The organism is Cytobacillus sp. BC1816, from assembly GCF_051353635.1.
Classification (GTDB): Bacteria; Bacillota; Bacilli; order Bacillales; family Cytobacillaceae; genus Cytobacillus; species Cytobacillus oceanisediminis_C.
Map to the genome: position 1 here is coordinate 613,741 of NZ_CP195611.1, position 24,292 is coordinate 638,032.

At 37.7% G+C, this 24,292-nt stretch carries 30 protein-coding genes, 3 pseudogenes and 1 riboswitch; of the genes and pseudogenes, 27 read left to right on the forward strand and 6 right to left on the reverse strand.

Annotated elements, in window-relative coordinates; all coding sequences use genetic code 11:
• Positions 1 to 80 precede the first annotated feature (80 nt).
• Positions 81 to 638 carry a cysteine hydrolase family protein gene (locus ACR42H_RS03335; RefSeq protein ID WP_436376820.1) on the forward strand — a complete coding sequence of 186 codons (558 nt, stop codon included), beginning with the start codon at positions 81 to 83 and terminating at the stop codon, positions 636 to 638.
• 130 nt (positions 639 to 768) lie between these two features.
• Here the strand turns inward: ACR42H_RS03335 and ACR42H_RS03340 are convergent, their stop codons facing one another.
• On the reverse strand, positions 769 to 1,332 hold the full coding sequence (locus ACR42H_RS03340) for a restriction endonuclease (protein WP_436374714.1): 564 nt from the start codon (positions 1,330 to 1,332) through the stop codon (positions 769 to 771).
• Positions 1,333 to 1,523: 191 nt separating this feature from the next.
• On the opposite strand from ACR42H_RS03340, the pseudogene ACR42H_RS03345 reads away from it, so the two are divergent.
• From ACR42H_RS03345 to ACR42H_RS03395, 11 genes and pseudogenes are all read left to right on the forward strand, one after another.
• A pseudogene (locus ACR42H_RS03345) lies at positions 1,524 to 2,083 on the forward strand (DUF6434 domain-containing protein).
• A gap of 150 nt (positions 2,084 to 2,233) precedes the next feature.
• Positions 2,234 to 2,764 carry a GrpB family protein gene (locus tag ACR42H_RS03350; protein ID WP_436374715.1) on the forward strand — a complete coding sequence of 177 codons (531 nt, stop codon included), beginning with the start codon at positions 2,234 to 2,236 and terminating at the stop codon, positions 2,762 to 2,764.
• Between the two features lie 233 nt (positions 2,765 to 2,997).
• Positions 2,998 to 3,654 (forward strand): lysozyme inhibitor LprI family protein, encoded by a 657-nt coding sequence (locus ACR42H_RS03355; protein ID WP_436374716.1) that lies wholly within the window; start codon positions 2,998 to 3,000, stop codon positions 3,652 to 3,654.
• A gap of 291 nt (positions 3,655 to 3,945) precedes the next feature.
• Entirely contained in the window at positions 3,946 to 4,278 is a 333-nt protein-coding gene (locus tag ACR42H_RS03360; protein ID WP_436374717.1) for a hypothetical protein, read from the forward strand.
• 323 nt (positions 4,279 to 4,601) lie between these two features.
• Positions 4,602 to 4,901: a DUF5316 family protein gene (locus ACR42H_RS03365; protein ID WP_436374718.1), complete on the forward strand. Its 300-nt coding sequence runs from the start codon at positions 4,602 to 4,604 to the stop codon at positions 4,899 to 4,901.
• Positions 4,902 to 4,947: 46 nt separating this feature from the next.
• Positions 4,948 to 5,133 (forward strand): hypothetical protein, encoded by a 186-nt coding sequence (locus ACR42H_RS03370; RefSeq protein WP_436374719.1) that lies wholly within the window; start codon positions 4,948 to 4,950, stop codon positions 5,131 to 5,133.
• A gap of 64 nt (positions 5,134 to 5,197) precedes the next feature.
• Positions 5,198 to 5,431 (forward strand): hypothetical protein, encoded by a 234-nt coding sequence (locus tag ACR42H_RS03375; protein ID WP_113884167.1) that lies wholly within the window; start codon positions 5,198 to 5,200, stop codon positions 5,429 to 5,431.
• Positions 5,432 to 5,618: 187 nt separating this feature from the next.
• Positions 5,619 to 6,056 (forward strand): NUDIX hydrolase, encoded by a 438-nt coding sequence (locus ACR42H_RS03380; RefSeq protein ID WP_436374720.1) that lies wholly within the window; start codon positions 5,619 to 5,621, stop codon positions 6,054 to 6,056.
• Between the two features lie 220 nt (positions 6,057 to 6,276).
• Positions 6,277 to 6,831: a sigma-70 family RNA polymerase sigma factor gene (locus ACR42H_RS03385; RefSeq protein ID WP_436374721.1), complete on the forward strand. Its 555-nt coding sequence runs from the start codon at positions 6,277 to 6,279 to the stop codon at positions 6,829 to 6,831.
• Positions 6,815 to 7,837, forward strand: coding sequence for a hypothetical protein (locus tag ACR42H_RS03390; RefSeq protein ID WP_436374722.1), 1,023 nt, complete (start codon positions 6,815 to 6,817; stop codon positions 7,835 to 7,837). The genes ACR42H_RS03385 and ACR42H_RS03390 overlap by 17 nt, the downstream gene beginning before the upstream one ends.
• A 72-nt stretch (positions 7,838 to 7,909) precedes the next feature.
• Positions 7,910 to 8,332 (forward strand): VOC family protein, encoded by a 423-nt coding sequence (locus tag ACR42H_RS03395; RefSeq protein ID WP_436374723.1) that lies wholly within the window; start codon positions 7,910 to 7,912, stop codon positions 8,330 to 8,332.
• Positions 8,333 to 8,411: 79 nt separating this feature from the next.
• On the opposite strand, the pseudogene ACR42H_RS03400 reads toward ACR42H_RS03395, so the two are convergent.
• Positions 8,412 to 8,942, reverse strand: a pseudogene (locus tag ACR42H_RS03400) (GNAT family N-acetyltransferase).
• A gap of 104 nt (positions 8,943 to 9,046) precedes the next feature.
• On the opposite strand from ACR42H_RS03400, the gene ACR42H_RS03405 reads away from it, so the two are divergent.
• From ACR42H_RS03405 to ACR42H_RS03450, 10 genes are all read left to right on the forward strand, one after another.
• Positions 9,047 to 9,646, forward strand: a complete 600-nt coding sequence (locus ACR42H_RS03405; RefSeq protein WP_436376822.1) for a hypothetical protein — start codon at positions 9,047 to 9,049, stop codon at positions 9,644 to 9,646.
• A gap of 308 nt (positions 9,647 to 9,954) precedes the next feature.
• Positions 9,955 to 10,164 carry a hypothetical protein gene (locus ACR42H_RS03410; RefSeq protein WP_113884160.1) on the forward strand — a complete coding sequence of 70 codons (210 nt, stop codon included), beginning with the start codon at positions 9,955 to 9,957 and terminating at the stop codon, positions 10,162 to 10,164.
• A gap of 172 nt (positions 10,165 to 10,336) precedes the next feature.
• Positions 10,337 to 11,308, forward strand: a complete 972-nt coding sequence (locus ACR42H_RS03415) for an NAD(P)H-dependent flavin oxidoreductase (RefSeq protein ID WP_181782371.1) — start codon at positions 10,337 to 10,339, stop codon at positions 11,306 to 11,308.
• Between the two features lie 236 nt (positions 11,309 to 11,544).
• A complete protein-coding gene (locus ACR42H_RS03420) occupies positions 11,545 to 11,943 on the forward strand; it encodes a hypothetical protein (protein WP_113884159.1) in 399 nt (132 codons plus the stop codon).
• Positions 11,943 to 12,539, forward strand: a complete 597-nt coding sequence (locus ACR42H_RS03425) for a dienelactone hydrolase family protein (RefSeq protein ID WP_436376824.1) — start codon at positions 11,943 to 11,945, stop codon at positions 12,537 to 12,539. Before ACR42H_RS03420 ends, ACR42H_RS03425 begins: the two co-directional genes overlap by 1 nt.
• A complete protein-coding gene (locus ACR42H_RS03430; RefSeq protein ID WP_436374724.1) occupies positions 12,536 to 12,778 on the forward strand; it encodes a hypothetical protein in 243 nt (80 codons plus the stop codon). The genes ACR42H_RS03425 and ACR42H_RS03430 overlap by 4 nt, the downstream gene beginning before the upstream one ends.
• Positions 12,771 to 13,172, forward strand: a complete 402-nt coding sequence (locus ACR42H_RS03435; RefSeq protein WP_436374725.1) for a hypothetical protein — start codon at positions 12,771 to 12,773, stop codon at positions 13,170 to 13,172. The genes ACR42H_RS03430 and ACR42H_RS03435 overlap by 8 nt, the downstream gene beginning before the upstream one ends.
• 121 nt (positions 13,173 to 13,293) lie before the next feature.
• Positions 13,294 to 13,443: riboswitch (cyclic di-AMP (ydaO/yuaA leader) on the forward strand.
• A gap of 127 nt (positions 13,444 to 13,570) precedes the next feature.
• Positions 13,571 to 14,830, forward strand: a complete 1,260-nt coding sequence (locus ACR42H_RS03440; RefSeq protein ID WP_113884308.1) for a cation:dicarboxylate symporter family transporter — start codon at positions 13,571 to 13,573, stop codon at positions 14,828 to 14,830.
• Between the two features lie 289 nt (positions 14,831 to 15,119).
• Complete coding sequence (locus ACR42H_RS03445) at positions 15,120 to 15,680, forward strand: DUF4256 domain-containing protein (protein WP_113884307.1); 561 nt, start codon at positions 15,120 to 15,122, stop codon at positions 15,678 to 15,680.
• Positions 15,681 to 15,860: 180 nt separating this feature from the next.
• The gene (locus tag ACR42H_RS03450; protein ID WP_436374726.1) at positions 15,861 to 16,625 is read left to right on the forward strand and encodes an SDR family oxidoreductase; all 765 of its coding nucleotides are present in this window, start codon (positions 15,861 to 15,863) and stop codon (positions 16,623 to 16,625) included.
• A gap of 457 nt (positions 16,626 to 17,082) precedes the next feature.
• Here the strand turns inward: ACR42H_RS03450 and ACR42H_RS03455 are convergent, their stop codons facing one another.
• On the reverse strand, positions 17,083 to 17,460 hold the full coding sequence (locus tag ACR42H_RS03455; RefSeq protein WP_436374727.1) for a hypothetical protein: 378 nt from the start codon (positions 17,458 to 17,460) through the stop codon (positions 17,083 to 17,085).
• 594 nt (positions 17,461 to 18,054) lie between these two features.
• Here ACR42H_RS03455 and modA point away from each other — a divergent pair.
• Both modA and ACR42H_RS03465 read left to right on the forward strand, forming a co-directional pair.
• Positions 18,055 to 18,864, forward strand: a complete 810-nt coding sequence (gene modA, locus ACR42H_RS03460; RefSeq protein ID WP_436374728.1) for a molybdate ABC transporter substrate-binding protein — start codon at positions 18,055 to 18,057, stop codon at positions 18,862 to 18,864.
• 32 nt (positions 18,865 to 18,896) lie between these two features.
• Positions 18,897 to 19,067, forward strand: a pseudogene (locus ACR42H_RS03465) (molybdate ABC transporter permease subunit); the annotation flags it as partial.
• 193 nt (positions 19,068 to 19,260) lie between these two features.
• Here ACR42H_RS03465 and ACR42H_RS03470 read toward each other — a convergent pair.
• Positions 19,261 to 20,904, reverse strand: coding sequence for a hypothetical protein (locus ACR42H_RS03470; protein ID WP_436374729.1), 1,644 nt, complete (start codon positions 20,902 to 20,904; stop codon positions 19,261 to 19,263).
• Between the two features lie 2 nt (positions 20,905 to 20,906).
• Positions 20,907 to 21,686 (reverse strand): ABC transporter ATP-binding protein, encoded by a 780-nt coding sequence (locus ACR42H_RS03475; protein WP_436374730.1) that lies wholly within the window; start codon positions 21,684 to 21,686, stop codon positions 20,907 to 20,909.
• Positions 21,687 to 21,878: 192 nt separating this feature from the next.
• On the opposite strand from ACR42H_RS03475, the gene ACR42H_RS03480 reads away from it, so the two are divergent.
• Positions 21,879 to 22,409 (forward strand): SF0329 family protein, encoded by a 531-nt coding sequence (locus ACR42H_RS03480; protein ID WP_436374731.1) that lies wholly within the window; start codon positions 21,879 to 21,881, stop codon positions 22,407 to 22,409.
• 76 nt (positions 22,410 to 22,485) lie between these two features.
• On the opposite strand, the gene ACR42H_RS03485 is transcribed toward ACR42H_RS03480, so the two are convergent.
• On the reverse strand, positions 22,486 to 22,896 hold the full coding sequence (locus ACR42H_RS03485; RefSeq protein ID WP_113884149.1) for a VOC family protein: 411 nt from the start codon (positions 22,894 to 22,896) through the stop codon (positions 22,486 to 22,488).
• A gap of 90 nt (positions 22,897 to 22,986) precedes the next feature.
• On the opposite strand from ACR42H_RS03485, the gene ACR42H_RS03490 reads away from it, so the two are divergent.
• Positions 22,987 to 23,646 carry an RNA polymerase sigma factor gene (locus tag ACR42H_RS03490; RefSeq protein WP_113884148.1) on the forward strand — a complete coding sequence of 220 codons (660 nt, stop codon included), beginning with the start codon at positions 22,987 to 22,989 and terminating at the stop codon, positions 23,644 to 23,646.
• 32 nt (positions 23,647 to 23,678) lie between these two features.
• On the forward strand, positions 23,679 to 24,236 hold the full coding sequence (locus ACR42H_RS03495) for a GNAT family N-acetyltransferase (protein WP_436374732.1): 558 nt from the start codon (positions 23,679 to 23,681) through the stop codon (positions 24,234 to 24,236).
• The last annotated feature ends 56 nt before the right edge of the window (positions 24,237 to 24,292 follow it).

The following is a 24,292-nucleotide window of genomic DNA, read 5'->3' on the forward strand; positions in this document are numbered from 1 at the left end:
ACAATCAATTATATTGGCGTGAAAATACTAAGGGGAACTGATCTAAACTAACTTTAGAGGTATTGAAAGGGGAAAATCATTTGAATCAAACCTTATTAATTATTGATGCCCAACAAGAGTTAATTGATGGGAATATAAAAGAAAGTAAAGTTTTTAATAAAGAGCAGCTTATTGGGAATATCAATTTAGTGATTGAAAAGGCAGAGCAATCCAATGTTCCAGTTGTCTTTGTCAGGGATTTAGATGTTGCTGAAGGGAAAGGCAAAGGATTTCAGGTTCACGAAAAAATTAATGTGCCTGCGGAAACAAAGTTCTTTGATAAAGCTGCAACAAATTCCTTTCATGGAACAGGATTGCTGGATCAACTTAAATCCCAAAAGGTCAAGCATGTTGTTATAATGGGGTGTAAAACCCAGCACTGTATAGACAGTGCAGTTAGAACCGCAACTATTAGTGGATTGGATGTCACATTAGTAGGTGATGGACATTCAACAACGGACAGCGATGCCTTAAGTGCAGAACAAATTATCAAGCATCATAATGATACTCTTCACGGCCATTACAATGTGGAACATTTTTCAGTTGTCAGAAATGCAGCGGAAGACTTGTTTCAGCCGATACATGATTCATATAGGTGAATTGAAATAGTAGTATAGTTATATTCTTCATTAACAATAGAATCCCAATTTCTTACTGAGAAATTGGGATATTTAATTTGTGAAAGATAGGCACTCATGATAGTAAAGGAATGAAGGATTTTCAAGAACATCAAGAATGCTGCTCCCGTACTTTTTCCCCTTTTTTCGCTTTTAGAATCCATTTAATGAACTGTTCCCTGTCATATAAGCGCATATTGTTTGCTTCGGCAAATTCAATTGCTTGACTGGTGAAACGCTCATTTGTGATGACCCAGCATTCAGCAGCGTCATAATTATCCATTTGTCTTAAAGTTTTTTGGACTAGGCGTATTCCGACCTCTCTTTTATGGCTTTTGATTTTTACAATCGCTTGATTGCCAGTTGGGGAAGCCAGTAAAAAACTAATATCCGGATTTTCATCAATCGGTTTTTTAACTATATAACCAAGTTTGGATAATAAAGAAACGGTGAAATCCTCTAATTGCTCATCTGCAAGTTTGCTGATCACCCAGATTTCGGAATCCACTTGCCTTTTCTGATCCCGGCGAAACCAAAACAATCCGTAAACAAGATAAAAAATCACTCCTCCCAAAAAAGTCAGAAATGCATTTTCCCAATTGTTCGTATTCATAAAAACAATGATCGGCACCAGGATGATCATAATCCAAAGTATTAGATGATGACGGTCGTTCAACCTGTAACACATCCTTCTTTCTAAAAATCTTCTAATCTTGTTATATCACAAATCATTTGGGTGGCAATATAATAGGCTGTAAGAAATAGGAATATCTAAAAAGATTGGAAGAGCAAAGATATACTGGTAAAATTTACATTTGCGAACATATGTTTTATAATATTTTTATCTTAAAAATGGAGGTAGAATACTTGAGGCCGGGACTAAAAAGGGATTTGGATGTACAAGAGTTCCTCAGCTATTATTGGTTAAAAGAAGAGCTGCAAGTTTTTTGCAGAGAGACCGGAATGAGTGCTGCTGGCTCTAAAATGGAGATTACGGATAGAATAGCAGTATTTATTCAGACAGGAGAAATACACAAACCAGCAAAGAAAAAAAATCTCCTTCTAAAGAAGTTTTGTCAGAATTAAATTTAAATACTGTCATCACAGAAAATCACCGCTGCACCCAGACCGTAAGAGCCTTCTTCAAATCAGTTATCCCTAAATTTCATTTTTCGACTTACATTCAAAATTATTTTAAAGAAAATGCTGGAAAAACATATCGTGATGTTGTTCATGCTTGGTATGAAGAGGAAGAAAGAAAAAAGGATCCGAATTATAAAAAACAAATAGGGTCACAATTCGAATATAATCAATTCACCCGAGATTATTTTGCAGACCCAAAAAACAAAGGCGGTAATCGAGAAGCTGCCATTAAAGCCTGGAATGAATTAAAAAAACAGCCGGGAAGCAACAAATACAGTGGATGATTTACATATGATATTAGGATTGTAAATCAATTAATTATAGTTAGATACAGAAAGTAGTTTGATGGGCAGGAATCGGTGAGGCGTTAGGTTTCTAGCAGCAACTAATTATGGATGAATTACCCAATGTAAGTTTCATAATGGAGGTCTCCAATGAAGATTCGGCTTACGGAATTTAGCGATAATTGGGCTCTCATGTATAGACAAGAGGCACAATTTCTCAAAACAATCTTTAAAGATGACATTATAAAATGTGAACATTTTGGCAGTACTGCGGTTCGGGGGATGAAGGCAAAGCCTGTAATCGATATGATGTGTATTGTGAAGGATATCGAAAAGATAGACAAATTTAAAGAAGAGATGAAAAAACTGGGATATGAGGCTGCTGGTGAATGGGGGATTACAGGAAGAAGGGTATTTCGGAAAGGCGGAGAAAACAGATCTCATCATTTGCATTTCTACCAATTTGATAACCCCCAAATAGAACGGCACCTTATATTTAGGGATTATCTTCGGTCCCATCCTGCTGAAGCAACAAGGTACACTAAATACAAGGAAGAATTAGCAAAAAGGTTTGATTACACAAGTGAGTATAGCCAAGCAAAAAAGACATTTGTGAAGGAAATGGAGCAGAAGGCACTTGCCTGGTTTGTGAAAGGAGGGAAATTAAATGTAGAGGAATAGCAATATGCTCGAGTTCCCACGAGGAGCTCTTTTTTTCTTCGCTGAAAAACAGGAAAATTTGGAATTGGGATAATTTTCTATATGGAAAATGGTAAGATAAGTTTGGAAGGAATGAGCACAGAAATATTTATTTTCGAAGACACAGATCATCTTTTAATACTCAATACTGAAGGATTTGTTCAAAAAGTGAAAAGTGTAAATTTCGTTAATAAATATAAAAAGGAAGTGTGAAAATGGAAAAAAACAAGAAGTTTTTGGCGGTACTGCTAACAATAGCATTATTAGGTGTACTGGCTGCTTGTGAAAACTCATCTGAAGAATCGAGCAGCCAGCCAGCTAGTGACAACTCGGCTCAAAATGAAGATGGCGGCCCAACTGATAGGAATTCTACAGATTCAGAGGGAAATGAGGCAGAAAACTCTTTTGGCAGCAGTGACAACACACAGCTCAATGAACAAGAAGATACAGAAAATTCATCTGCAGCCTCAAATGAAGGAGAGTCAGTTGAGTCCACTAATGATCAAATTGAAAATCATGAAAGTAATAAGGATGAATATCTCAAGAAACTAAAAAAAATGGAAGAAGCGGACAGATACGCAGAAGCCAAGACAACCACGGCAGAATTGGTGGAGCAAGAGACGGAAAGATATAGAACCTGGGATGAGGAGTTAAACAAAATTTATGGTCTGCTGGAAGTGCAGCTTGATAAGGGGCAGATGGACCAATTAAGAGAAGAACAGCGGAGCTGGATCCAACAAAGAGATGAAGCTGCGAAAAAATCTTCTCTAAAATACAAAGGCGGTTCGATGGAGCCATTGGAATATGTGGCTACACAAGCAAGTCTTACAAGAGAAAGGTGTTATTTCTTAGTTGTAAGGTATATGAAGTAACTTTTGGCACTAACGAGCAGGTTGCTTCCAATCTCCTCTGTACTTAATTTAAACGAGTGAAAGAGTTGCAGATCAGTAGGGCTGGCAGCTCTTTTTTCTTCCTCGGCAGACGGGGCAGATTTGTAAAGATGGTAAAAATAATAAATTGTTTAATAGATAATTACACAAGCAACAAAAATAAATTTGAATAAAGATATAGTAATCTATCAAGAAAGGAGTGGATTACGTTGAGTTCATCCTGGCATTCTGAAGGAAGAACAATTTATCATAGTGGTTATAGATATAATCAGAATGACTACTATCATCATGATGGATATAATCAGAATGACTACTATCATCATGATGGATATATGCAGGACCAGTACAATCATCATAGTTACCAGTATGATCGATGTAGACAGGAAAAGTGCAAGCCCCATGATTGCCATTATGATTGCAGAAATAAACAGGACAGATGCAATCATCCCGCTTGCCATCATGATTGTAGATGCAGATATGACAAGTGTAAACATCATACTTGCCATCATGATTGCGGCTGCAAAAAGAAAAAATGTTTCGAGAAGCACTGCAAAACCATTTGCCAGCATAAGCATAATGAACACTGTAAAAATGGCTACCGAATAGTTTGGCGTAAGGAAGAAAAATGCTGTAACGATGGACGCAAAATTGTGTGGCACAAGGATAAAATACCATGCAAAGATGACTGTCGCGTAGTATGCTGGAAAAAGCCAATAAAATGTTGAGCCATCATCATGCAGGTGTGAGTTTTGACATAAACTTGATCAATTATGGATCAAGTTTTTTTTCAGAGGGAGTCGAAGCTGGTTTGTTACATAGGTTTTATCATTTCGCAACTGTATATGAAGTCATAAGTTTAAAAAACTGAATAAAATTAAAATTGAAACAATTTAACGCTTCAATCGTATAGTTAGTAAAAAGGAGGTTTGGTGTTGAAGTATCTAATTATCGGAATAGTTTTGTCAATAACTGGTGTTTTATTATCATTTGGTTTTGGGGAATTAAGTAAGGCTTACTTAGTGACAGGAGCAATTGGTGTATTATTTATAGCCAGGTCTATTCTTATGTCAGGTTCAATACTTGGCCCCCACGGGATGAGGGCAGGCTTAAAAGCACCTGATTCTCCTGACGAAAGACAGAAACGAAAAAGAACAAGCATCGGCTCCGTTTTAATTGGTCTGCCAAATAGTATGACTGCGCTGCTTCTTTATCTGTTCTTAACTAAATAAGAGTTTATCAATAAAGGCTGCCTTTCTAACCAGGGGGATTGAACCTATGTGGTGGTTAGTGATTTTTATTGCTGGAATTATAATATTTGCTTTATTTATTGATTGGAAACGCAAGAAAAACAATAATAATCCTCATATCCCAACCAATCCTAATGCAAAACCAGGAGAAAGCTCAAATTTTTTGATGGGAGAAAATAAAGACTCAGGAGGATTTCAATATTTCATGAACTAGTGATTCCTTGCTTCCAGGTAATTGTAATTGGAAAAGTAAGTCATGGAAAATTAGGAGGGATTTAATGGAGAAAATAATAGTGAAAACAGGGATATATTCATTTATTGTTCCCTTTTTCTTATTAGTGGCCTTTATGAAGCGGATAGAAAGCACAACTGACGTCGATGGTATGACTTCAAGTGTTATAACACCTTTTCCTGAGTTCTTTTTTACTATATTCCGATATTCTGTAATCACTTCAATCATTGCAGTTCTCATTGCAATTGCTTATTTGTTTTCAATGAAGAAAAATGAATAACAAGCGCAGCTGCCAATCCAGGTGGCTTTTTCTTTTTGAACAAAACTGCTAAAGGAGGAACTGATAATCTTATGACGAACTTTTCTTGTATTTAAGAATTTAAATTAGCTTGGGCAAACATGGTGGATTGAAAAAACCGGCTACTTTTTAATGAGATGTTAGTTGAAGAATGAAAGGAAGGTATTAGATGAGGACGGGACAAATTCGGGCAATTGCTATTTGCGTATTTCGGAAAGAAGATTTAATCCTTGTCTGTGAAGGCTATGATGAGGTGAAACAGGATTACTTTTATCGTCCAATCGGCGGCGGAATTGAATATGGGGAAAAAAGTTTCGAGGCCGTGGAGAGAGAGGTACTTGAAGAAATAGGGGCGAGCATAACGAACATAAAATACTTAGAAACATTTGAAAACATTTTTACATATAACGGTGACCTGGGACACGAAATCGTTTTTGTATTTGATGCTGAGTTTGTAGATCAGGCCTTTTATGAAAAACCTTCCTTTCTTGGACTGGAGGATAGTGTGGCGGCATTCAAATTGATATGGAAACCCATTAGCGATTTTGCCGATGGTAAATTAAGATTAGTTCCTGAGAATTTATGCAATTTACTTTCAAATGGATAGAGAATTGGCTCTATAGATTTGTGCCAAGGGTGGCAGGTTTGTGGAAGATGCAGTTTTGGCAGAGGTCTTTTCTGATGGCAAGCTGTTTTTATAATCAGGGACGGAACCGGCACTTATCCGAAAAAGGGTAAGTGTCTTTTTTCTAAAAAGACATTGAAAAATGAAACCAATGTCTAACTCATTCGTCTTAGCATTAAAGTGAAAATGGGGTGGGAAGTGTGTGAGAAAGGTCAGGGATGAAAGCCCATTAGCAAATCGCGATGCTTGGCTGGAGTTTATTATGGATGAGTATGGTGAACGGCTCACAAAGATGGCTTATAACTATGTAAAGGACTGGAAGCTGGCGGAAGATATTGTTCAGGATGTATTCATCTCGTGCTACAAAAATTATGACAAAATCGATGAAGTGATCTCCTTTAAATCATGGATTTATCGATTGGCTATTAATAAATCAAAGGATGTCTTGAAGAGTTATGCGTTTCGAAAAGTGGTGATGAATTCAAGGATGTTTGCTCTTTTTTCATCTAAGGAAATGTCACCGGAAAAGGATCTGCTGAAGCGCAGCGAGGAAGAATTTCTTTCCTTTTGTGTATTGTCTTTGCCTGTAAAATACCGGGAAGTCATTACGCTTTATTACTATGAAGAATGCTCAATTGAGGAGATCCAAGGAATATTAGGCGTGAACCACAATACGATTAAAACAAGATTGAGCAGAGGCAGGATGAAGCTGAAAAAAATGATGGAGAGGCGGGGATATAATGGAGAGCAAGCTTAAGCAGCTGCGGAGGGTGTTGGACTCGACGACTCACAAAGGTGACCACTTTACGGAATTTCAAAAAATGAATATTAGAAAAGCTGTCCATACAGATAGAAAAGTGAAGCCAAACAGACCCAATAAATTCGTTATATTCGCCATTTCCACTTTCGCCTTCTGTCTCTTGGCCTTCTTCGTTTCAACTGAGATTTTTGTCAGACACGATCCCGAAAAGATAAATGGCGGCTTGAATAATGAATGGGAAATACGGCATGAATATAAGGTGAATCAAAATATAAAATTTAGCATATTACCTGATCCTAATCTGATAGCAGGAACGCCTTATGGCTATATTTTTAGTTTCGCAGAGCCTTTTGACACTTATAAAGGAAAAGAACTTTCCATTTCTGCCCTTCATAAAGAAACTGGTGAAAGAATACAAGTTTTGCCTCATCAAGAAATAACAGAACCATCATCCGGCTATCCAAGTTTGCAGCGTTTTACAACCACATTCACAGTTCCTTACGAAGGCCTGTGGAAGTATGAGGTGTATCTGGATGGCAAAGCCTATGGGGATGTAGTTGTCAGTGTGGCTGAAAAAGCAAAAGACGCCCCTATTACTTTGCCAGAGGACATACCAGATTTTGTTCAGGAGAGTGATTTTGACACTATTGATTGGGAGAGAAAAGCTGTGGAGTTCGGTGACAGGGGCATTATCGGAAATGAAAACAAGTCCGGTGTGATAGGCGCTGGCATGCCGAGTCTAAACGGCCAAAAGTGGATGTGGCATCTTTGGGGAGTTGAAGATGCAGATCTGACGATTGTTGGATTTCATAAAGAATCGCAAACTGTCCATCAAATTTTAACGAATGGAATGGGATGGACCATTCGTGCTTATGGTCCAAACAACGGGGCAGATGCGCATACACCATCATCTGTTAAAATTCCTAAAAAGGGAGAATGGGCTATTTTGCTTTATGTGGATGGGGAGTTATTCGACCAATTGATTTATGATATAAATGAATGAATATGCTTTATTATGGTCTTCTTCGCAAAGGTTTGAAAGTTTTATTTATACGAGTTTATTGGGAGGTCTTATATGAAACCGCGAATTTCAGTTATCACATTAGGTGTAGATGATTTGGAAAGGTCCTTGCATTTTTATCAGAATGGTCTTGGGCTCCCGACACAGGGCATAATAGGAAGAGAATTCGAGCATGGTGCTGTTGCGTTCTTTGATCTGCAATCAGGATTAAAACTGGCACTTTGGAATCGCAAAGATATCGCTCATGACACAAGCATGAAGCAGACAAGAAAAAGCCCAACGGAATTTACGATTGGGCATAATGTTGGAAGTAAAGCAGAGGTAGATATGGTAATGAAACAGGCAGAGAGTGCAGGTGCAGTTATTACGGTTCAAGCTCACGAAACCTTTTGGGGTGGGTATTCTGGATACTTCCAAGATCCAGATGGGCACCTGTGGGAAGTGGTTTGGAATCCTGCTTGGGAACTTACAGAATAAGTCCATAATTTGTAAACAAATAGGTAAAAGAGCTGAAGATCAAGCATGCTGATCGGCAGCTCTTTTTTTTATCCAGCTCTTATTCTGGAAAAGCTTTTGAATAATGGACAGCACAGGCAGCATTTTTTAAGAGCATTCTCCGTTAATTCCAGAGCCATGAACACTTCGTCAGGCACTTCAAACGGGTCCTGGATATTCCAAAGGCTGGCTTAAGGCCGAACTTTGGATAGTAAACTGTTTGTCCCAGAACGATTACGGATTGAAATCCGGCCATTTTTGCCTTGTTAAGTGCAGTACGAATCAATTGATTGCAGATGCCTTTTCCTTGATAACCGGGAGCAACAGAAACGGGGGCAAGTGCCAGAGAATCTGCATCTTTCCCACCATCGCCTATGATAATTTTAGATAGAAGTATAACACCCGCAACCCCCTTTGCCTGAGTTAACGCTACTAAAGAAAGCTCCGGAATAAATGAGTCTGAATTACTGATTCTTTTAACAAGGAAATGTTCTGTCCTGCCGCTGTATTCCTCATTTAAAAAAGCTTTTTTGATCATTTCTTCCGAGGAATGGTAGTCTGCAGGGAGTTCTTTCCGAATTAAAATATCCATTTATAGTATCAGCACCTCATAAAAAGTCAGGAATTGCCTATAAAGGGGAAATTACTTTTGTATTGAATATGTATTTAATGAGCTTATTAAAGAGGGTGTTGTCTGTGCTTTTTCATTATCATTTTTGGACCCCGCATGTGGAAGAAACAGAAAGGTTTTACGTAAATAACGGCTTTCGTGTTTTTCAGCGTATCGGTAAATACCAGGGGGATTTCCAAAGCTTTGATCCTCCCTTAGTATGGGATGACTTTAGGGAAAAAGATATCCTTTTTCGGATAATTGAAGCAAGAAAAGGGAGCATAAATGTCACTTTTGGATATGGAAAAAAGAGTATATTTGACCATATAGGCTTTTTGGTAAATGAAAAAGAACAAGAGCTTATATGTCAAAATGCCGTTAATATGAATTGGAATGTTGATAGGGGGGAACGAAGAACGTTTATTACAACCCCTTATTCTTTTAGGATAGAACTTCAAACAAACAAAGATATAGTAGATTCGATGACTGATAATATAAAAATAGAAGAATTAAAATTAGAATCAAAGAAAAACGGGTTAGAAGATGACCTTTCCATTTTGTTTGGAATGCCCGTTAGCTCAATTAAATCAGTAATTGGTGAGACAGTTACAATCAGGGAAGCTGTTATAAAGGATTTCTCATCAAAACCATTAGTGGATCCTAATGGTGTAAGGATTTTGAATTAGTTTTTGGATTAACTGTGTAAGAGGGAGAACTTATGAAATTCCATTGGTTTCTAGTCTTATTTTTCTTTTGCACCTGGGCTATAGTATCTTTTCTATTTCCCGAACCAAGTTGGTGGTCTATCTTTTCATCGGATCGTTCAACGCACACCCATCTAGTAGAGCAAATTTCTATAAATAAAGTATTTTTCATCATTACTTTTTTTGTATTAGCTTACCTATTGCATCTTCAAAAAGGCAGCTAAGAGCTTTTCCTGCGAGTAAGTCCTGATAAGACGAATACTTGCTGATTTAATATAGGGGGAAAAACGATGGGCAGAACAGTTACTTTCTCATTTAGCAGTGCCAAGTATGATGCTGAGGCGACAGAGACATTTACTTTTGAAAAATTAGACATTGACGAGAATATGGATGATAAGGCCTTAGAAAAAGAATTAGACGAAATCTTCCATGCTTGGATTTGGGATAAACTCAATATTTCTTATAGTATAGTAACTGCAAAAGAAAAGGATGAGCAGTGACGAATTCCGGTATATCGGACACGATAAAAAGAATTAGGCCTTCATCTTTGATTTTTTCTTGAACATTGTGTGACGATCGCTAAATTACCACCTGATTTTAGTATCAGGTATTATATTTATCACTATTCAATTAACCCCATTCGAATAATAATGGAGAAGAATTAATTCGACGATGAAATGGGGTATTCTTTTGAGATTTCCGCAATTAAGAATTGGGCATATGAAGCCTAGATTTCCAATCATGCAAGGTGGTATGGGCGTAGGTATTTCTTTAAGTGGTCTGTCGTCAGCTGTTGCGAATGCCGGGGGGATTGGGACTATTTCTGGAACAGGGATTAACATCGAAGATTTAAGGTTTCATATAAGAAAGGCTAAAGCATCTATCAAGGGTGAGGGCTATATTGGGGTGAATGTTCTTTTTGCCATGAATGATTTTGCTGAAAAAATGAAAGCAGCCATTGAGGAAAAGGTTGATTTTATTATTTCAGGTGCTGGAATATCAAGAGATATGTACAGCTGGGGTAAAGAATCTGGTATACCGGTCATCTCGATTGTGTCATCTGCCAGGCTGGCCAAAATGTCAGAACGGCTTGGTGCTTCTGCCGTGGTTGTAGAGGGCAATGAAGCGGGAGGACATTTAGGGACCGAAAGACCGCTATTCGATATTTTACAGGAAGTCGTGGAAGCAGTTAAGATTCCAGTCATTGCTGCTGGAGGAATCATGACAGGAAGAGATATCGCTCATGCCATTCGCATCGGTGCTTCGGGTGTTCAGATGGGAACAAGATTTGTAGCCAGCCACGAATGTGATGCACCATTATCCTTTAAAGATAAGTATGTCCATGCCAAACAGGAAGATATCGTTATGGTGAAAACCACCGTAGGGCTGGAAGGCCGTGCCATTAAGAACCACTTTACAGAGCAGATATCAGACAATAAAAAGGTGAAAATAAAGAACTGTATCGATTGCCTGAAAAACTGCTCTTACCGCTTTTGTACAATGGATTCCCTGATAACTTCCATGGATGGGGACTGCGAGAATGGTCTCGTATTTGCGGGGGCAAGAGTCCATGAAATTAAAGAAATCCTGCCTGTTCAGACAATCATCAATAACCTTAAAGCAGAATATGAAGCATTTGATTAATTTCATAATGGTGCATTTTTTTAGTCAAGCTGCCGTATAGGCAGCTTTTCTGATTTATAGGTGTGTTTAGATATTGAAGGAATAAAACATTAAATATAGAATACCTTTTTGAAGGAAAAAAGTGTAATTTTTAAACTAAATACGGGGGAATTTACATTAATAAAATCTTCGTTAGCATTATTTTACTCATTCTGGTTGGATGTGAACCTAATTTTGCAGAAGGGTCGAATGGTGAATTGGCAAAGCAGTATCTTTTGGATAAAGGTTACTCAATAAAATCTTATGAAGGAAGCCAGATATATTCATTTTCAAGGCAGGAACTTACTGATATGCCTCACGTTTCTATATGGGCCAGGCAGACTGTTCAACCAGATCCATACATTGAGGAAGATATTATTCAGGAAATTTTTATTGTAAAAAATCACCCATTAAGCAAAATTTACGGAATAGAGGCTGAGCTTAGGGTTTTCATTTTTGATGGGCAGGTAATTGGCGGCATTTCATATCCAGCAGATGATACTATGGGCGGATGGGGTTATTCATTAAATGGCAAAACAGCAGAAGAAGTGCAAGATAATGATCTTGAAAAATGGATCGATGAATGGGAGAAGAAATATGGAGAAGAAGGGTCATAATCATGGAAAGACAGAGTAATTCTAATTCTTTAATCCTCGTAATCCACGAAATCTATGGAATTAATCAACATATAAAGAGTTTTTGCGAATTATTATCAAAGCAGGGTTTTGATGTGACCTGCCCCCATTTATTAGAGCGGGAGAAACCTTTTGAATACTTTCAGGAGGAAGCTGCTTATCGCCATTTTATGGAACAAACAGGTTTCGACAGAGCTGCCCAAAAAATTAAAGATTTATTATTAGAAGTTAAAGATGAATACGAAAAAATATATATCATTGGTTTTAGTATAGGGGCAACTGTTGCCTGGCTGTGCAGTGAGGAAGAATGTGTTGATGGAATAGTTGGATACTACGGTTCAAGGATTAGGGACTATTTAGAGTTAACGCCCCAGTGTCCTATAATGCTATTCTTTCCGCAAGAAGAGCAGTCTTTTAATGTTGATGAGTTACTATTAGACTTAGAAAAAAAGAATATTAAAGTACATAAATTCACAGGAAAACATGGATTCAGTGATCCGTATTCTTTCAGATATGATGCAAAATCAGAACAAGAAGCATTTAGCAGAGCGTTGGATTTTTTATTGCATATTGATTGAGGAATTATGATGCTAACCTTGAGTGTTATCACCAGGGAATTTTAATAAAAGTTTACAAGCACGTTCAATATTCTTCATACAAAAATGCTAATTTAGATTTAGCGGGGATAGCATGTGTGGCTATCATTGTATTTGGCGCAGGCGGAGCCAAATGCCTTTTTTGTTTTGCTTATTTTCAACTTATAAAATTTACTTTTTATTATGCAGCCTCCATAAAGGATGAAGTGGGAAATGTCTAATATTTTAAGGAGAAAAATTTTAACATCCATTCTTAGCAGTGTGTTATTTGCACTGATTTTTTCAGTGCTAACAGGCTTTGATATGAATGCTTTTCTTAATTTATATTATTTAAATTTTTTGTTTGTCGTTACCTATGGAGTAATTACTTCGATATTCAGTGACTGGTTGAGCAAGAAGATTTTCAATGCTAGCACAAATCGTGAAATTGCCTCTTTTTTATTCCATTGTCTATTTGGTTCAGTTTTAAAAGAACTTAGTCTTGTTTCTGCTGTCTCTTTTTTCATCATTGATCGTGTACTGACAAAGGCAGAAATAAGGTGGTGGTCAGTAAATACAGCATTATCCGTGATCGTGCTTATATTTATCATTGCTATTAATATTGATTTCCAATAACAAGTGCAAGAGCAGAAAAAACATTGAATTCCAGCTCTTTTTGGCGTGTTAAAGAGGCCATTTAATTTTGCCGGGAAAACTTAACTATTTACAAAAATTATCTCGAAATAATATAATGATCTAGTGATCTATGCTTAATCTTATTTTAAGAACGGGGGACCCAATATTTACAGCGGAGTTTCCGCTTGGGGTGAATCCTACTATGGAAGGGCTTACTGTTTCCGCAGTCCTAACCCGAAAGCTAACCTCGTCAGCGTTTAAGGAAACATAAGAGAATATGAAATAGTGTGAATTGACAAAACCCTCATTTTTGTCGATTTTCTTTTTTATCAGGATCTCATCTTTGTTTCCCTTGCCTGCGCAGCACGTATCAAACTAACAAGAAGGTAGGGTAATTGATGAAAAAAATTAAACTAAGTTTAGCCACTCAAATTTTCATCGGTCTTATTTTAGGGATCGCTGTTGGCGGTATTTTCTATGGAAGTGAAACGGCGCAAAGTGTCCTGCAGCCATTTGGCGATCTTTTTATCCGCTTAATTAAAATGATTGTTGTTCCCATAGTACTATCAACAATTATTGTTGCTATTGCTGGTGTTGGTGATTTGAAATCTGTCGGGAAGCTTGGCGGTAAATCATTGACTTACTTTATTGGCATGACTTTGGTTGCTATTGTGGTTGGCCTCATTGCAGGTAATGTTATTCAGCCTGGTGCCGGTTTGAATATGGACAGCCTGCAGCAGAGTGACATTTCAAGCTATGTCGAAACCAATAAAGAGCAGGAAGGCAAGTCGATAGCAGATACATTTTTGCATATCGTACCTACTAATCCTGTACAAGCCATGGTTGAAGGCGATATGCTGGCAATTATCTTCTTTGCCGTTGTATTTGGCCTTGGAATTGCAGCAATTGGGGATAAAGGAAAACCGGTACTGAGATTTTTCGAAGGTACGGCAAAGGCCATGTTCTATGTGACAAACCTATTTATGAAGTATGCACCAATTGGAGTATTTGCCTTAATAGGTGTAACGATTTCCAAGTATGGTTTTGCCTCATTAATTCCTTTGGGCAAGCTTGCACTTACTGTATATGGAGCCATGATCTTCTTTGTTCTTGTTGTGTTAGGGATAATGGCCAAAGTTGTCGGGTTCAGCATCTTTAAATTATTGAAGATGATTAAAGAAGAATTGATTTTGGCATTTTCAACTGCAAGTTCTGAAACGGTGCTTCCGAGAATCATGGACAAAATGGAGAAAGCGGGAAGCCCGAAACATATTTCGTCCTTCGTTATTCCAACAGGCTATTCTTTTAACCTGGACGGATCCGTTTTATATCAGGCCATTGCCTCTTTATTTATTGCACAGATGTTTGGGATAGAATTAAGCATAGGACAGCAAGTTACATTAATGTTAGTTCTGATGGTTACATCGAAAGGAATGGCGGGCGTGCCCGGCGTATCCTTTGTCGTGCTGCTGGCTACATTCAGCACAATTGGATTGCCTGCAGAAGGCCTTGCCTTTATTGCCGGCATCGACCGTATCCTTGATATGGGCCGAACAGCCGTTAACGTGGTGGGGAACTCACTTGCGGCTATTGTTATTGCTAAGTGGGAAGGTCAATTTAACCCTCCAGCAGAAGAAAGATTTGAACAAGCTTCATAATATATTGGAAAACACTAACAAATGGAAACGTATTTGTTAGTGTTTTTTTTGTTTCTTTGTGCCATTCCAAAAAGAGAGGAAGATGGAGCAGGTTCGGACAGAAAAATGTGGGAAAACCAGGTGAACGAGTCCGAAGGTGGAGCAAGTTCGGACAGAATAGCGGGAAACCAACGTGAGAGAGTCCAAAGGTGGCTTATGAATAGTTAATGCTGCTCCACTTTTATCAAATAGCCCTTAAGGTCATAATTATATTATAATGGAGTAAAAACTAGGAGGAGTTAACTTGGCAATGGGAAATATGGAGCTGTCACAAGAACAGCGTGAGGAACTGCTGGAATCTCTGAAAGTACGTTTTGAGAAAAACATGCACCGCCATGAAGGTGTGGAGTGGGCTGATGTACAAGCGAAGCTCGAGGCTAATCCTGAAAAACTGTGGTCGCTCAGTGAAATGGAAGCAACTGAAGGTGAACCGGATGTTGTCCGCCATGATAAAGAGACGGACGAATACATATTTTATGATTTTTCAGCTGAAAGTCCTAAAGGCAGGAGAAGTGTTTGTTACGACCGTGCAGCGCTGGAGGCACGGAAAAAACACAAGCCGGAAAACAGCGCTATGGATATGGCAGCGGCCATGGGCATTGAACTTTTAACAGAAGAGGAATACCGGGAGCTTCAGGAGCTTGAACATGTCGATAAGAAAACCTCGAGCTGGGTACAAACACCTGAGAATATCAGAAAACTTGGAGGGGCTATCTTTTGTGACCGCCGCTACGACACTGTTTTTATATATCACAATGGAGCCGATTCCTATTATGGGGCAAGGGGTTTCCGCGGCTCGCTGAGGGTTTAGATTCATTGCAGCAATTTTAGGGAGATGACTTCCTGAAGACTGCACTTTAACGAACATATTCTGTATTTCGCTGCCATTACGGCGGCTCTTTTTGTAAAAACGGGCAGTATAGTCGAATATAGCACCAAATATCTGAATAATACAATATAAAGGAAACCCATAAGAATGGGAGTGTCGTACTTGAAAATATTGGTCACTGGTTCCACAGGCCAACTAGGTTCAGCTTTGCTTAATCAACTAAAAGATTCTGGCTATAAAGTTAAATTAACTTCTAGGAGAAAACCTGATGGAATAGGACATTTCGAGTGGATTTATAGCGATTTATCGTCAAGTGAAGGAGTAGAAGAAGCAGTAAAAGATGCAGATGTAATCCTTCATGCAGCAACAAGCCCAATTAAAAATTCTAAAAGTGTAGAGGTTTCAGGCTTTAAGGAGTTATTAAAAAAAGCGCAGCACGTGAAACATTTTATTTATCCGTCAATTGTTGGGATTGATGAAATACCATTTAACTATTATAAGCTAAAATTAGAAGCAGAAGAATTGCTGAAAAAGAGCTCTATCCCTCATACAATCGTACGCGCCACTCAGTTCCACCATTTTATAGATAATTTATTTCTATCCAAACCCTTTCTTAAAAGATATATTGTCCCGGGAAAATTTAAGTGTCAAAGTGTAGATGCGGGTGAATTTGCTGATCATCTAATAGGTTTAGTGGATAAAGAACCACAAGGAAGAGCAGAGGATTTTGGCGGACCAGATGTTATGACATTAAGTGAAATGGCTGAACTGAAAATCAAACTAAATAATGAGCCAAATAAAGTTTTAAGCTTATCTCTAACTGGAAAACTATATAAATCCTTTTCTGATGGGAAAAATACCAATCCTGCTCGAAAAATGGGGGAAATCACATTCGGGGAATATCTAAGGAAAAAGATTGATTGTTAGGATCAGGTTGCAAAAAAAAGTGCAGGGGTGCATCCATACTGATTGAGGCGTTGATCCAGGAAGGGATTTAACGCTATTTTTGTGGAACTAGATAAGGAATCCAGTTTAAAAATTGCATAATAGAGGTAATCACCTATGATTTATTTTAGATTTTGTTTTTATCAATTCTTTTTATTTTCCATATTCTTTTTTATTAACATCAACCTTGATAAATATATCAGTAAACCATTTACTCGTGTTGATTTAATCGCCATATGTATAAGTGTGCCTATCCTAATCATTCTTTTTATCGCTGTAAGTAAGATATATAGACGATTCGAGGTTATTAGATTGCAAAATAAAATATTCATTTCAATACCTATTTTTATTATATCAGTCCTATGTGTAGGGTTTCTTGAGCAGTTGTTCTTCTAGAAATCAGCTGCCAATATGGCTGCTTTCTCTTTTAAGAGGTTTTTTAAAGAGAAAAATCTAAAGTGTTAAGTAACGGGTCAATTTTTGAATGGAAGGTGAAAAAATAAGATTTATTTTCATCATCGAATAAGAGTAAATATGGCTTTTCATTTTTGGGAATGATTATAATTACTTCATCAATCAAAGCATAAATCCATTTGTTTTCTACTCGATGAGACGGCTCTAAGGGTATTTTAATCATATAGCCTTTGTCTGGAATTGGTTTTAACTTTTTAACAACATTATCAATTTCTTTAATTATTATTTCAGCTTCTAATTGTATCTTAGGATTGGTTGTGACTGTTTTTGTTATCTCATTTTTTTCAATATCAAGAAGTTCAACATTCGAACTGCTTTGTGCATTTACTATGAATAGATTCATTAGCAAAAAAATGTGAATGAATGAAAGCAATATTTTATGAATCACAATTTTCACCTCGGTTGTTATTATCACCATCAATTATTAAGTTATGTATGAACTTAATATACCTTGGTTGAAAGAGGCAGCTTTTCCTTATTCAGCTAAAGGGGATTGGATTCCGATTCTATAATTATCATTCATTAAAGGAAATATCTGAGGCGATAGGAGCTGCAGAGGACAGTTTTATTTAAGCAAGCACTGCTGGTTCAAACATATTAAAAGGAAGGCATTTGATCCTTCCCTTTTAGTATGTTTCATACATTACTTTTCCTGTCTGGGATGTACCATAATCCCCTAATGACTTTACTTCCGACTGAAACTGCAGAAGGTAGAATTTCTTTCATAATGGATATTAACTGCTTTGTTTCAGCTGTTTTTAGAATGATGCTGTTCAAGCTCCCAGTAAAAGATATTAACGCCTTGCAGGCTGAATTTATCCAATCCAATGCGTTTGCCCGGTGTATCTGACACAATGTCCTGACCGCTGATAATCAGGGCGTTAGCAGGTATAATTAGTTATAATCAGATATAACAAATTGGGAAGGGAGATTCATAATGAAAAAGCAATACCTGTTATTTTTTTCGGTAATGGTCCTTTTTTTATCATTGGCTGGATGTTCAAATAATGACCAAACTAAAAATCCAGGAGAGGAGATGAAAGAAGTAACCGAAGAGAGAGTGGAATTGACTATTTCGGCAGCAGCAAGCCTGCGGGATGCCTTAACTGATATTGAAGCAAGCTTCGAAAAGGAACATCCGAAAGTGCTAGTAAACTTTAACTTTGGAGCATCAGGCTCACTTCAGCAGCAAATTTCACAGGGAGCACCTGCTGATCTTTTCTTTTCAGCAGCAGAGGATAAATTTGATGAATTAGTACAGGACGGGCTTATCGAGGAAAAGAATGGGATCGATTTAGTTGGGAATGAACTTGTACTAGTGGTGCCGAAAGATTCGGCACTGGGAATTAAATCATTTAATGATCTTGCTGAAGCTGATAAATTGTCAATCGGAACCCCTGAGTCTGTTCCTGCAGGGAAATATGCGAAGGCGTCTTTAGAAAATATAGGTATTTGGAAAAACATAGAAGAAAAAGTGGTGTATGCCAAAGATGTTCGGCAAGTGCTTACATATGTAGAGACGAATAATGTGGATGCTGGAATTGTTTATAAAACAGATGCGTTAATATCTGAAAAAGTTAATATTGTGGACACGGCAGATGAAAACACTCACGATGCCATTATTTATCCTTTAGGAGTGGTTAAGGGTACAAGGCATCCAAAGGAAGCCAAGTTATTCTATGATTATCTTCAAAATGAAAAATCAATGAGTATTTTTGAAGAGTATGGGTTTAAAGGCCTTAAATAAATGAAATGGCTGCTGATTGTTGTTCACCAGTTTTAGTGTTTGCCGGAAATATCCCAGGAAAAACCCTAAAGATTCCAACAGCTATTTATGCAGCTATTGACTCAGTCAATATGGAGATGGCCTGGTTATGGGAGGCGAGCATCATTGGGATATCGTTTATTAAGTTAGTTTGTCCAGAGAATAAAATCTTAAAATTCTTTTAAATTAGCAGGCATCCTTTTGCGGGATGTCTATTTTTATTGCAAAGGCTGGGATTTGCATAAAACATCAGGTACTGTACAAAAAGAGGCAAAAAAAGAACTGCCTATATTGGCAGCTAAAGTTTAAAACATAAGCACATTAAAATCGTGGTTATCCCGATATCAAATGACTCTCCTTTGATAAACACCCATCGGGTTACTCAACAATCTGTTCCCAAGTAATATTGAAAGCCAGCTTCCAAAAAATACTCAGGCAAATAATCGCAATCCCCAAATACAGATAGATTCCATATGGCAATAATGTGCTGGCGAAATGAAGGCCGGCAAATAAGGCTACAATCAGCATCAATCCGAATATTATGGCACTATTGCCGTTTTGATTGTACTCATCAAAAGACTCCGAAAAGGGCAGGGCTTTTTTAAGAACCATAAAACAAATGACCGCATATAGACAGGCACTGATAAATACAGCGACAAGATCAGGCAGGATTTTTGCCCCGAACAGGAAAAGAAATAGTGCACTTAGAAGCAAGAAAACTGGCAAATATAACTTAAAGATAAATGCCTTGATGGTACCGCTGAACACTGGCTTTAGCTGTTTGAGGGGGGCAACCCGGTAAATAAAGGCACCCTTATATTTCCCTGAGTACTTTAGAAGAATCATGATGGTCGGAATGATGATCAAGCTAAAGTAAATCGTTAAATAGGACTTGCTGTCAGATAGCTGTGCAAAATCTTCATGAAGAGTATTCATGATAAAAATAAACGGAATCACGATGGAAAAACCCAGAGACGGATAGGCTTTCAGCTTAAAATCCCGTTCATTTCTCATCATGCTGCCGGCAAATCTGAAAACTGCTCTTTCTTCAGGTGAGCGGCAAATGATACTGAGAAGGAATTGTCCCACTTTACTCTGTTTCGTTTCTTTGGCTTTTCCATGATTAGCAAGCTTTTGCAGGTTTTGCTCGAAGGTGCTGGTAAATTTCATATAAATCCAGATGGATAGGATCGGAACAATGAGTCCTAATGCTGAAAAGATGAGATAAAACGGCTGGAAGGTGCCCTTCATCAACATTTCGATATTTGCCCCAAACCACATTGGAAAGATGAACACCTGCCACCACTTTGGCTGAAGCGAGACCGTTAAGTCAATTAACTCAAAAGAGCGAATAAGCAATTGATAGCCAACCATGATCATAAGGGACAGCCCAATTTGGACATAGTTGATGATATCTTTTAATTTTTCCCCATCAAAAAATCGCAAAATCGATAAATAGATCAGTGCGGTTAAACCAACAACCAATAGGTCAATCAGGATGATGTTTACGGCAGCAATAAGGAAAAATAAGAGCCCATTTTTGATAAGTCCTACTATCAAGGGGATTCCCGCAAGCGCAATGGTAAGGAAAGAAAGATAAATCGTAACATGCACCATTTTTGCCGTGCTGATCGTTTTTCGGTCGACTGGCTTTGGGAACAGGATGTTACGATCACGAATATCCAGTAACACCGAAGAGAAATCGGAAATCATGGAGGTCATAACGAAAAAGGTGAAAATCCCATAAAAGAGGCTCATCTGGAAAAGGTAATTGTCCCCCATAAGCACAAATGGAATCAAAAACAGCCCAAACAATACGTAAATCCATAAAGATTTTATGTACTGATTGTTCTTTTCTTTGTTTTCTTTTTTTGCATTCTGCGAGAAAATGGTGGGTACACGCCGTCCATCCATCGTTAGCTTTACTTGCAGGAGTCTTCTCATTATCTTGTAATCTACGCCAAAGCTTCTGAAAATCCGCTCAAAACGATCCAATAGTTTAAGAGTGCGATAGTCCTGCATCCCTACATCTCCTTTACTACTGAAACAAATCTGGCACCCAGTTCCTTATGTTCACTGAATCCCGTAAGCTGGTTGAAAATCTGTTCGAGTGAACCTTCCGTATTTTGCTGCCTTAACTCTTCAAAGGTGCCATCTGCAGCAATTCTGCCATCATGGAGAAGAATAATGCGGCTGCTTATTTTTTCAACCACATCCATAATATGAGAAGAATAGAAGATCGTTTTTCCCTGTTCGGCAAGCTGCGCCATGATTTCTTTGAATATCATGACACTATTTGCATCCAGACCATTGATGGGTTCATCAAAAAACAGAATTTCCGGATTATGCAGTAAGCTCGAGATAATGAGGAGCTTTTGACGCATTCCTTTTGAATAAGAAGCTATCCTGGAATGGTAGACTTCTCCTATGCCGAATAGTTCCATCAGGCTTTTTGCCTTATCACTGGCGAGTTCCGAATCGAGGCCATACAATTCGCCAACAAAGGTTAAGTATTCCTGGCCGGTCAAATTATCATATACTTCAGCAATTTCCGGCACATATCCGATTTTCCTTTTATATTCATTATTTCCATCTGAAATATCCTGGCCAAAGATTTTGACTTGTCCTGAATAGTCATCTTCAATGCCAAGCATGATTTTAACAGTAGTGCTTTTCCCAGCGCCGTTCGGGCCGATATACCCGATGATTTCCCCGCTTTTCACCTGAAAGGATACACCATTCAGCACGGACTTCGGACCATAGTTCTTTCTCAAATTACTAATCTCTAATATAACTTCCTCCATCACCTAGACCCCATTTCAAAATTATTCCATTAATTCTAGTGTAACATTAGATTTGTTGATGACTAAAGGGGATTTGCGAATTCTTTTTTTCCTGCTTAGTGGATAAGGAATAGAAAGGTTGTTAAGTGAATGACCTTTAAAGATAATTAATCTGAAGGGACTTTGGTAATGGGAAATATTTAGGGGGATTAAATGTTGCAGAATCAGCAATGGAGCAAGGTAAAGAAAAGGTTAGATAGTTTTACATGTGATTCTCTGAAAGAAAGAGTGCAGTTTACAGTAACCAATTACAGAAGGGCTCACGATCAATTGGGGAGAGCTTTTATTACGGTTGATAAAAAGGAAGTCCTCAATATGTGTACCATTACTTCTGAGGCCGCTCTAAACAGAAGAACATATGAAATAAAAAGAGAGAAACAAATCCCTTATACCGATTGGAGCCAGGAATCAGTAGTTTGGAATGAAGCACATGAATGGGTATTAGACGAAGGGGTTTTTGCCCAGTACGACTTTTTTGATGCAGTAGAGGAATATTTTCAGAATTCTATTGAAGAATCATTAGAATCCAACAACATGCTGATTAAAATATTTGCCTTGATAGATAGGCGGGCGGGGAAAAGGACTTTAGAAAAAATGAAACAATCTATTCTTTGCGAGAAAGAAATTGTCCAGTTTTTTTATCAATTGCGATGTAAAGCTGAAGGGATAAGAATTCATGGTTAATGGAGCAGGAGGCAGCCTGGTAAGCTAATAGTCAGGTTAGTGGAAGCACATCGTTTGCTGCTTCCACTAATTAAGCTTACAAATTATCTTTATGATAGGGCGAATTCATTTCTTCGCTTACTGCACTGAAGGCATTCCCCTCAGGGTCAAAGAAATCAAACCCTTTCATGATCCCATAATCATGAATGTCTGTTGTTTCCACTCCATTTTGCTTCAACCGATCGTAAGCTTGCTGGATGTCATCTACTTCGAAATTATAATAGACGTTTTTATTTTTTCCTTTGACAGTAAATTCTGTTGGCTGGGGTTTTTCTGTTTTTATTAAAGCAAGACCTGTGGTGTCATTCTTAAAAACATAACCCACACCATGATCAGCCCCATTTTCCTGCCACTCATCTACCTTTGTTAGACCAAGGTTCTCTTCATACCATTTTTTAGATCTTTCCAAATCCGTAACCGGGATAAAAATACTGCCTACCTTAAACATGCAAAATCACACTCCTTATTTTTTGTTCCTATACAAACGATTATAATGAAACAAAAGTTACAAAATAATGAAAATTTTCTGGAGGGTATAATGATTACAGAATCTTTAACGATTGAGGAGATTTCTTTGAGACTATATAAATATTGTTTATCCTTAACATCCTCAGAATGGCTGGCCGAGGATTTAACCCAGGAAACACTGATTAAATTTATCAAAATAAAAGAAAAAGAGCCAGACCGGGTGATTAACATACCCTTTTTGTACACCATTGCCAAAAATATTTTTATTGATGGAAAGCGCAAGAAAAGTGAAATGCTGATGGATCCTCATAAGTTATTTGAGAAAAGTTGGGATTTTACGGAGTGGGACAGTTTATTAGAAATCTTAAATAGTACACTTCCACTCCGTCAGGCTATGCTAATAACGTTAAAAGATGTGTTCCAATATACTTCTGAAGAAATCGCCGCAATGCTGAGAGTCAGTAATGAATCCATTAAAACAGCCCTTCACCGAGCAAGAACTTCATTAAAGAAAAATAATTCTCCAGATACTAATAAACAGCCATGCAATGACAATTTAATAAATGAATTTTCATCAGCAGTTAAAAACCAGCAGCCTTTAAAGATATTTTATTATTATCGACTGCTGCAAACAGAAAATTTCAAGGTGATGACCAATAGGAAGAAGGGTTTCCATGCCATTTTTATAACAGATCCTGATGGGAATATTCTTCAGATATTTTCAAGATAGTGTATAGCTATAGAAGGTAAGGGGAGAGAAAAGTGATACCGAAATTAGAGACTAAAAGATTGAAGCTGAGAGAAATCTTAAAAGAAGATGCTGAGAGTATATACGCTTGTTTTTCTAATGACAATGTGACACGTTACTATGGGCAGGAAAAAATAGAAAAGATGGAACAAGCTGAAGCATTTGTTGACTTTTTTGCAAATAGCTACAGGGAGAAAAAAGGAATGCGCTGGGGAATTGAATTAAAAGGAAAGAGTGGAATAATCGGGACTGTTGGCTTCAATGCATTGTCTCATAAACATAAGCGTGCAGAAATAGGATATGAAATACATCCTGAACATTGGAGAAAAGGGTATACTTTCGAAGCTGTGTCGAAAGTTATTCAATATGGATTTGAAGAATTGGATCTTACTCGTATTGGGGCAGTTGTATTTATGGATAATGAGGCATCTAATAAATTGCTAACTAAAGCCGGGTTTCAAAAAGAGGGTATTCTAAGAGAGTATATGCAGCAAAATGGAGAAGCATACGATACCTATGTATATTCTATTCTAAAAGATAATAGGCAGGCTCTACATGATGAATTTATGTGAAAGATTCAAGAGCTGCCAGCCAGGTGTTTTTTCATTTTACACAAGCGGGGAAAAAG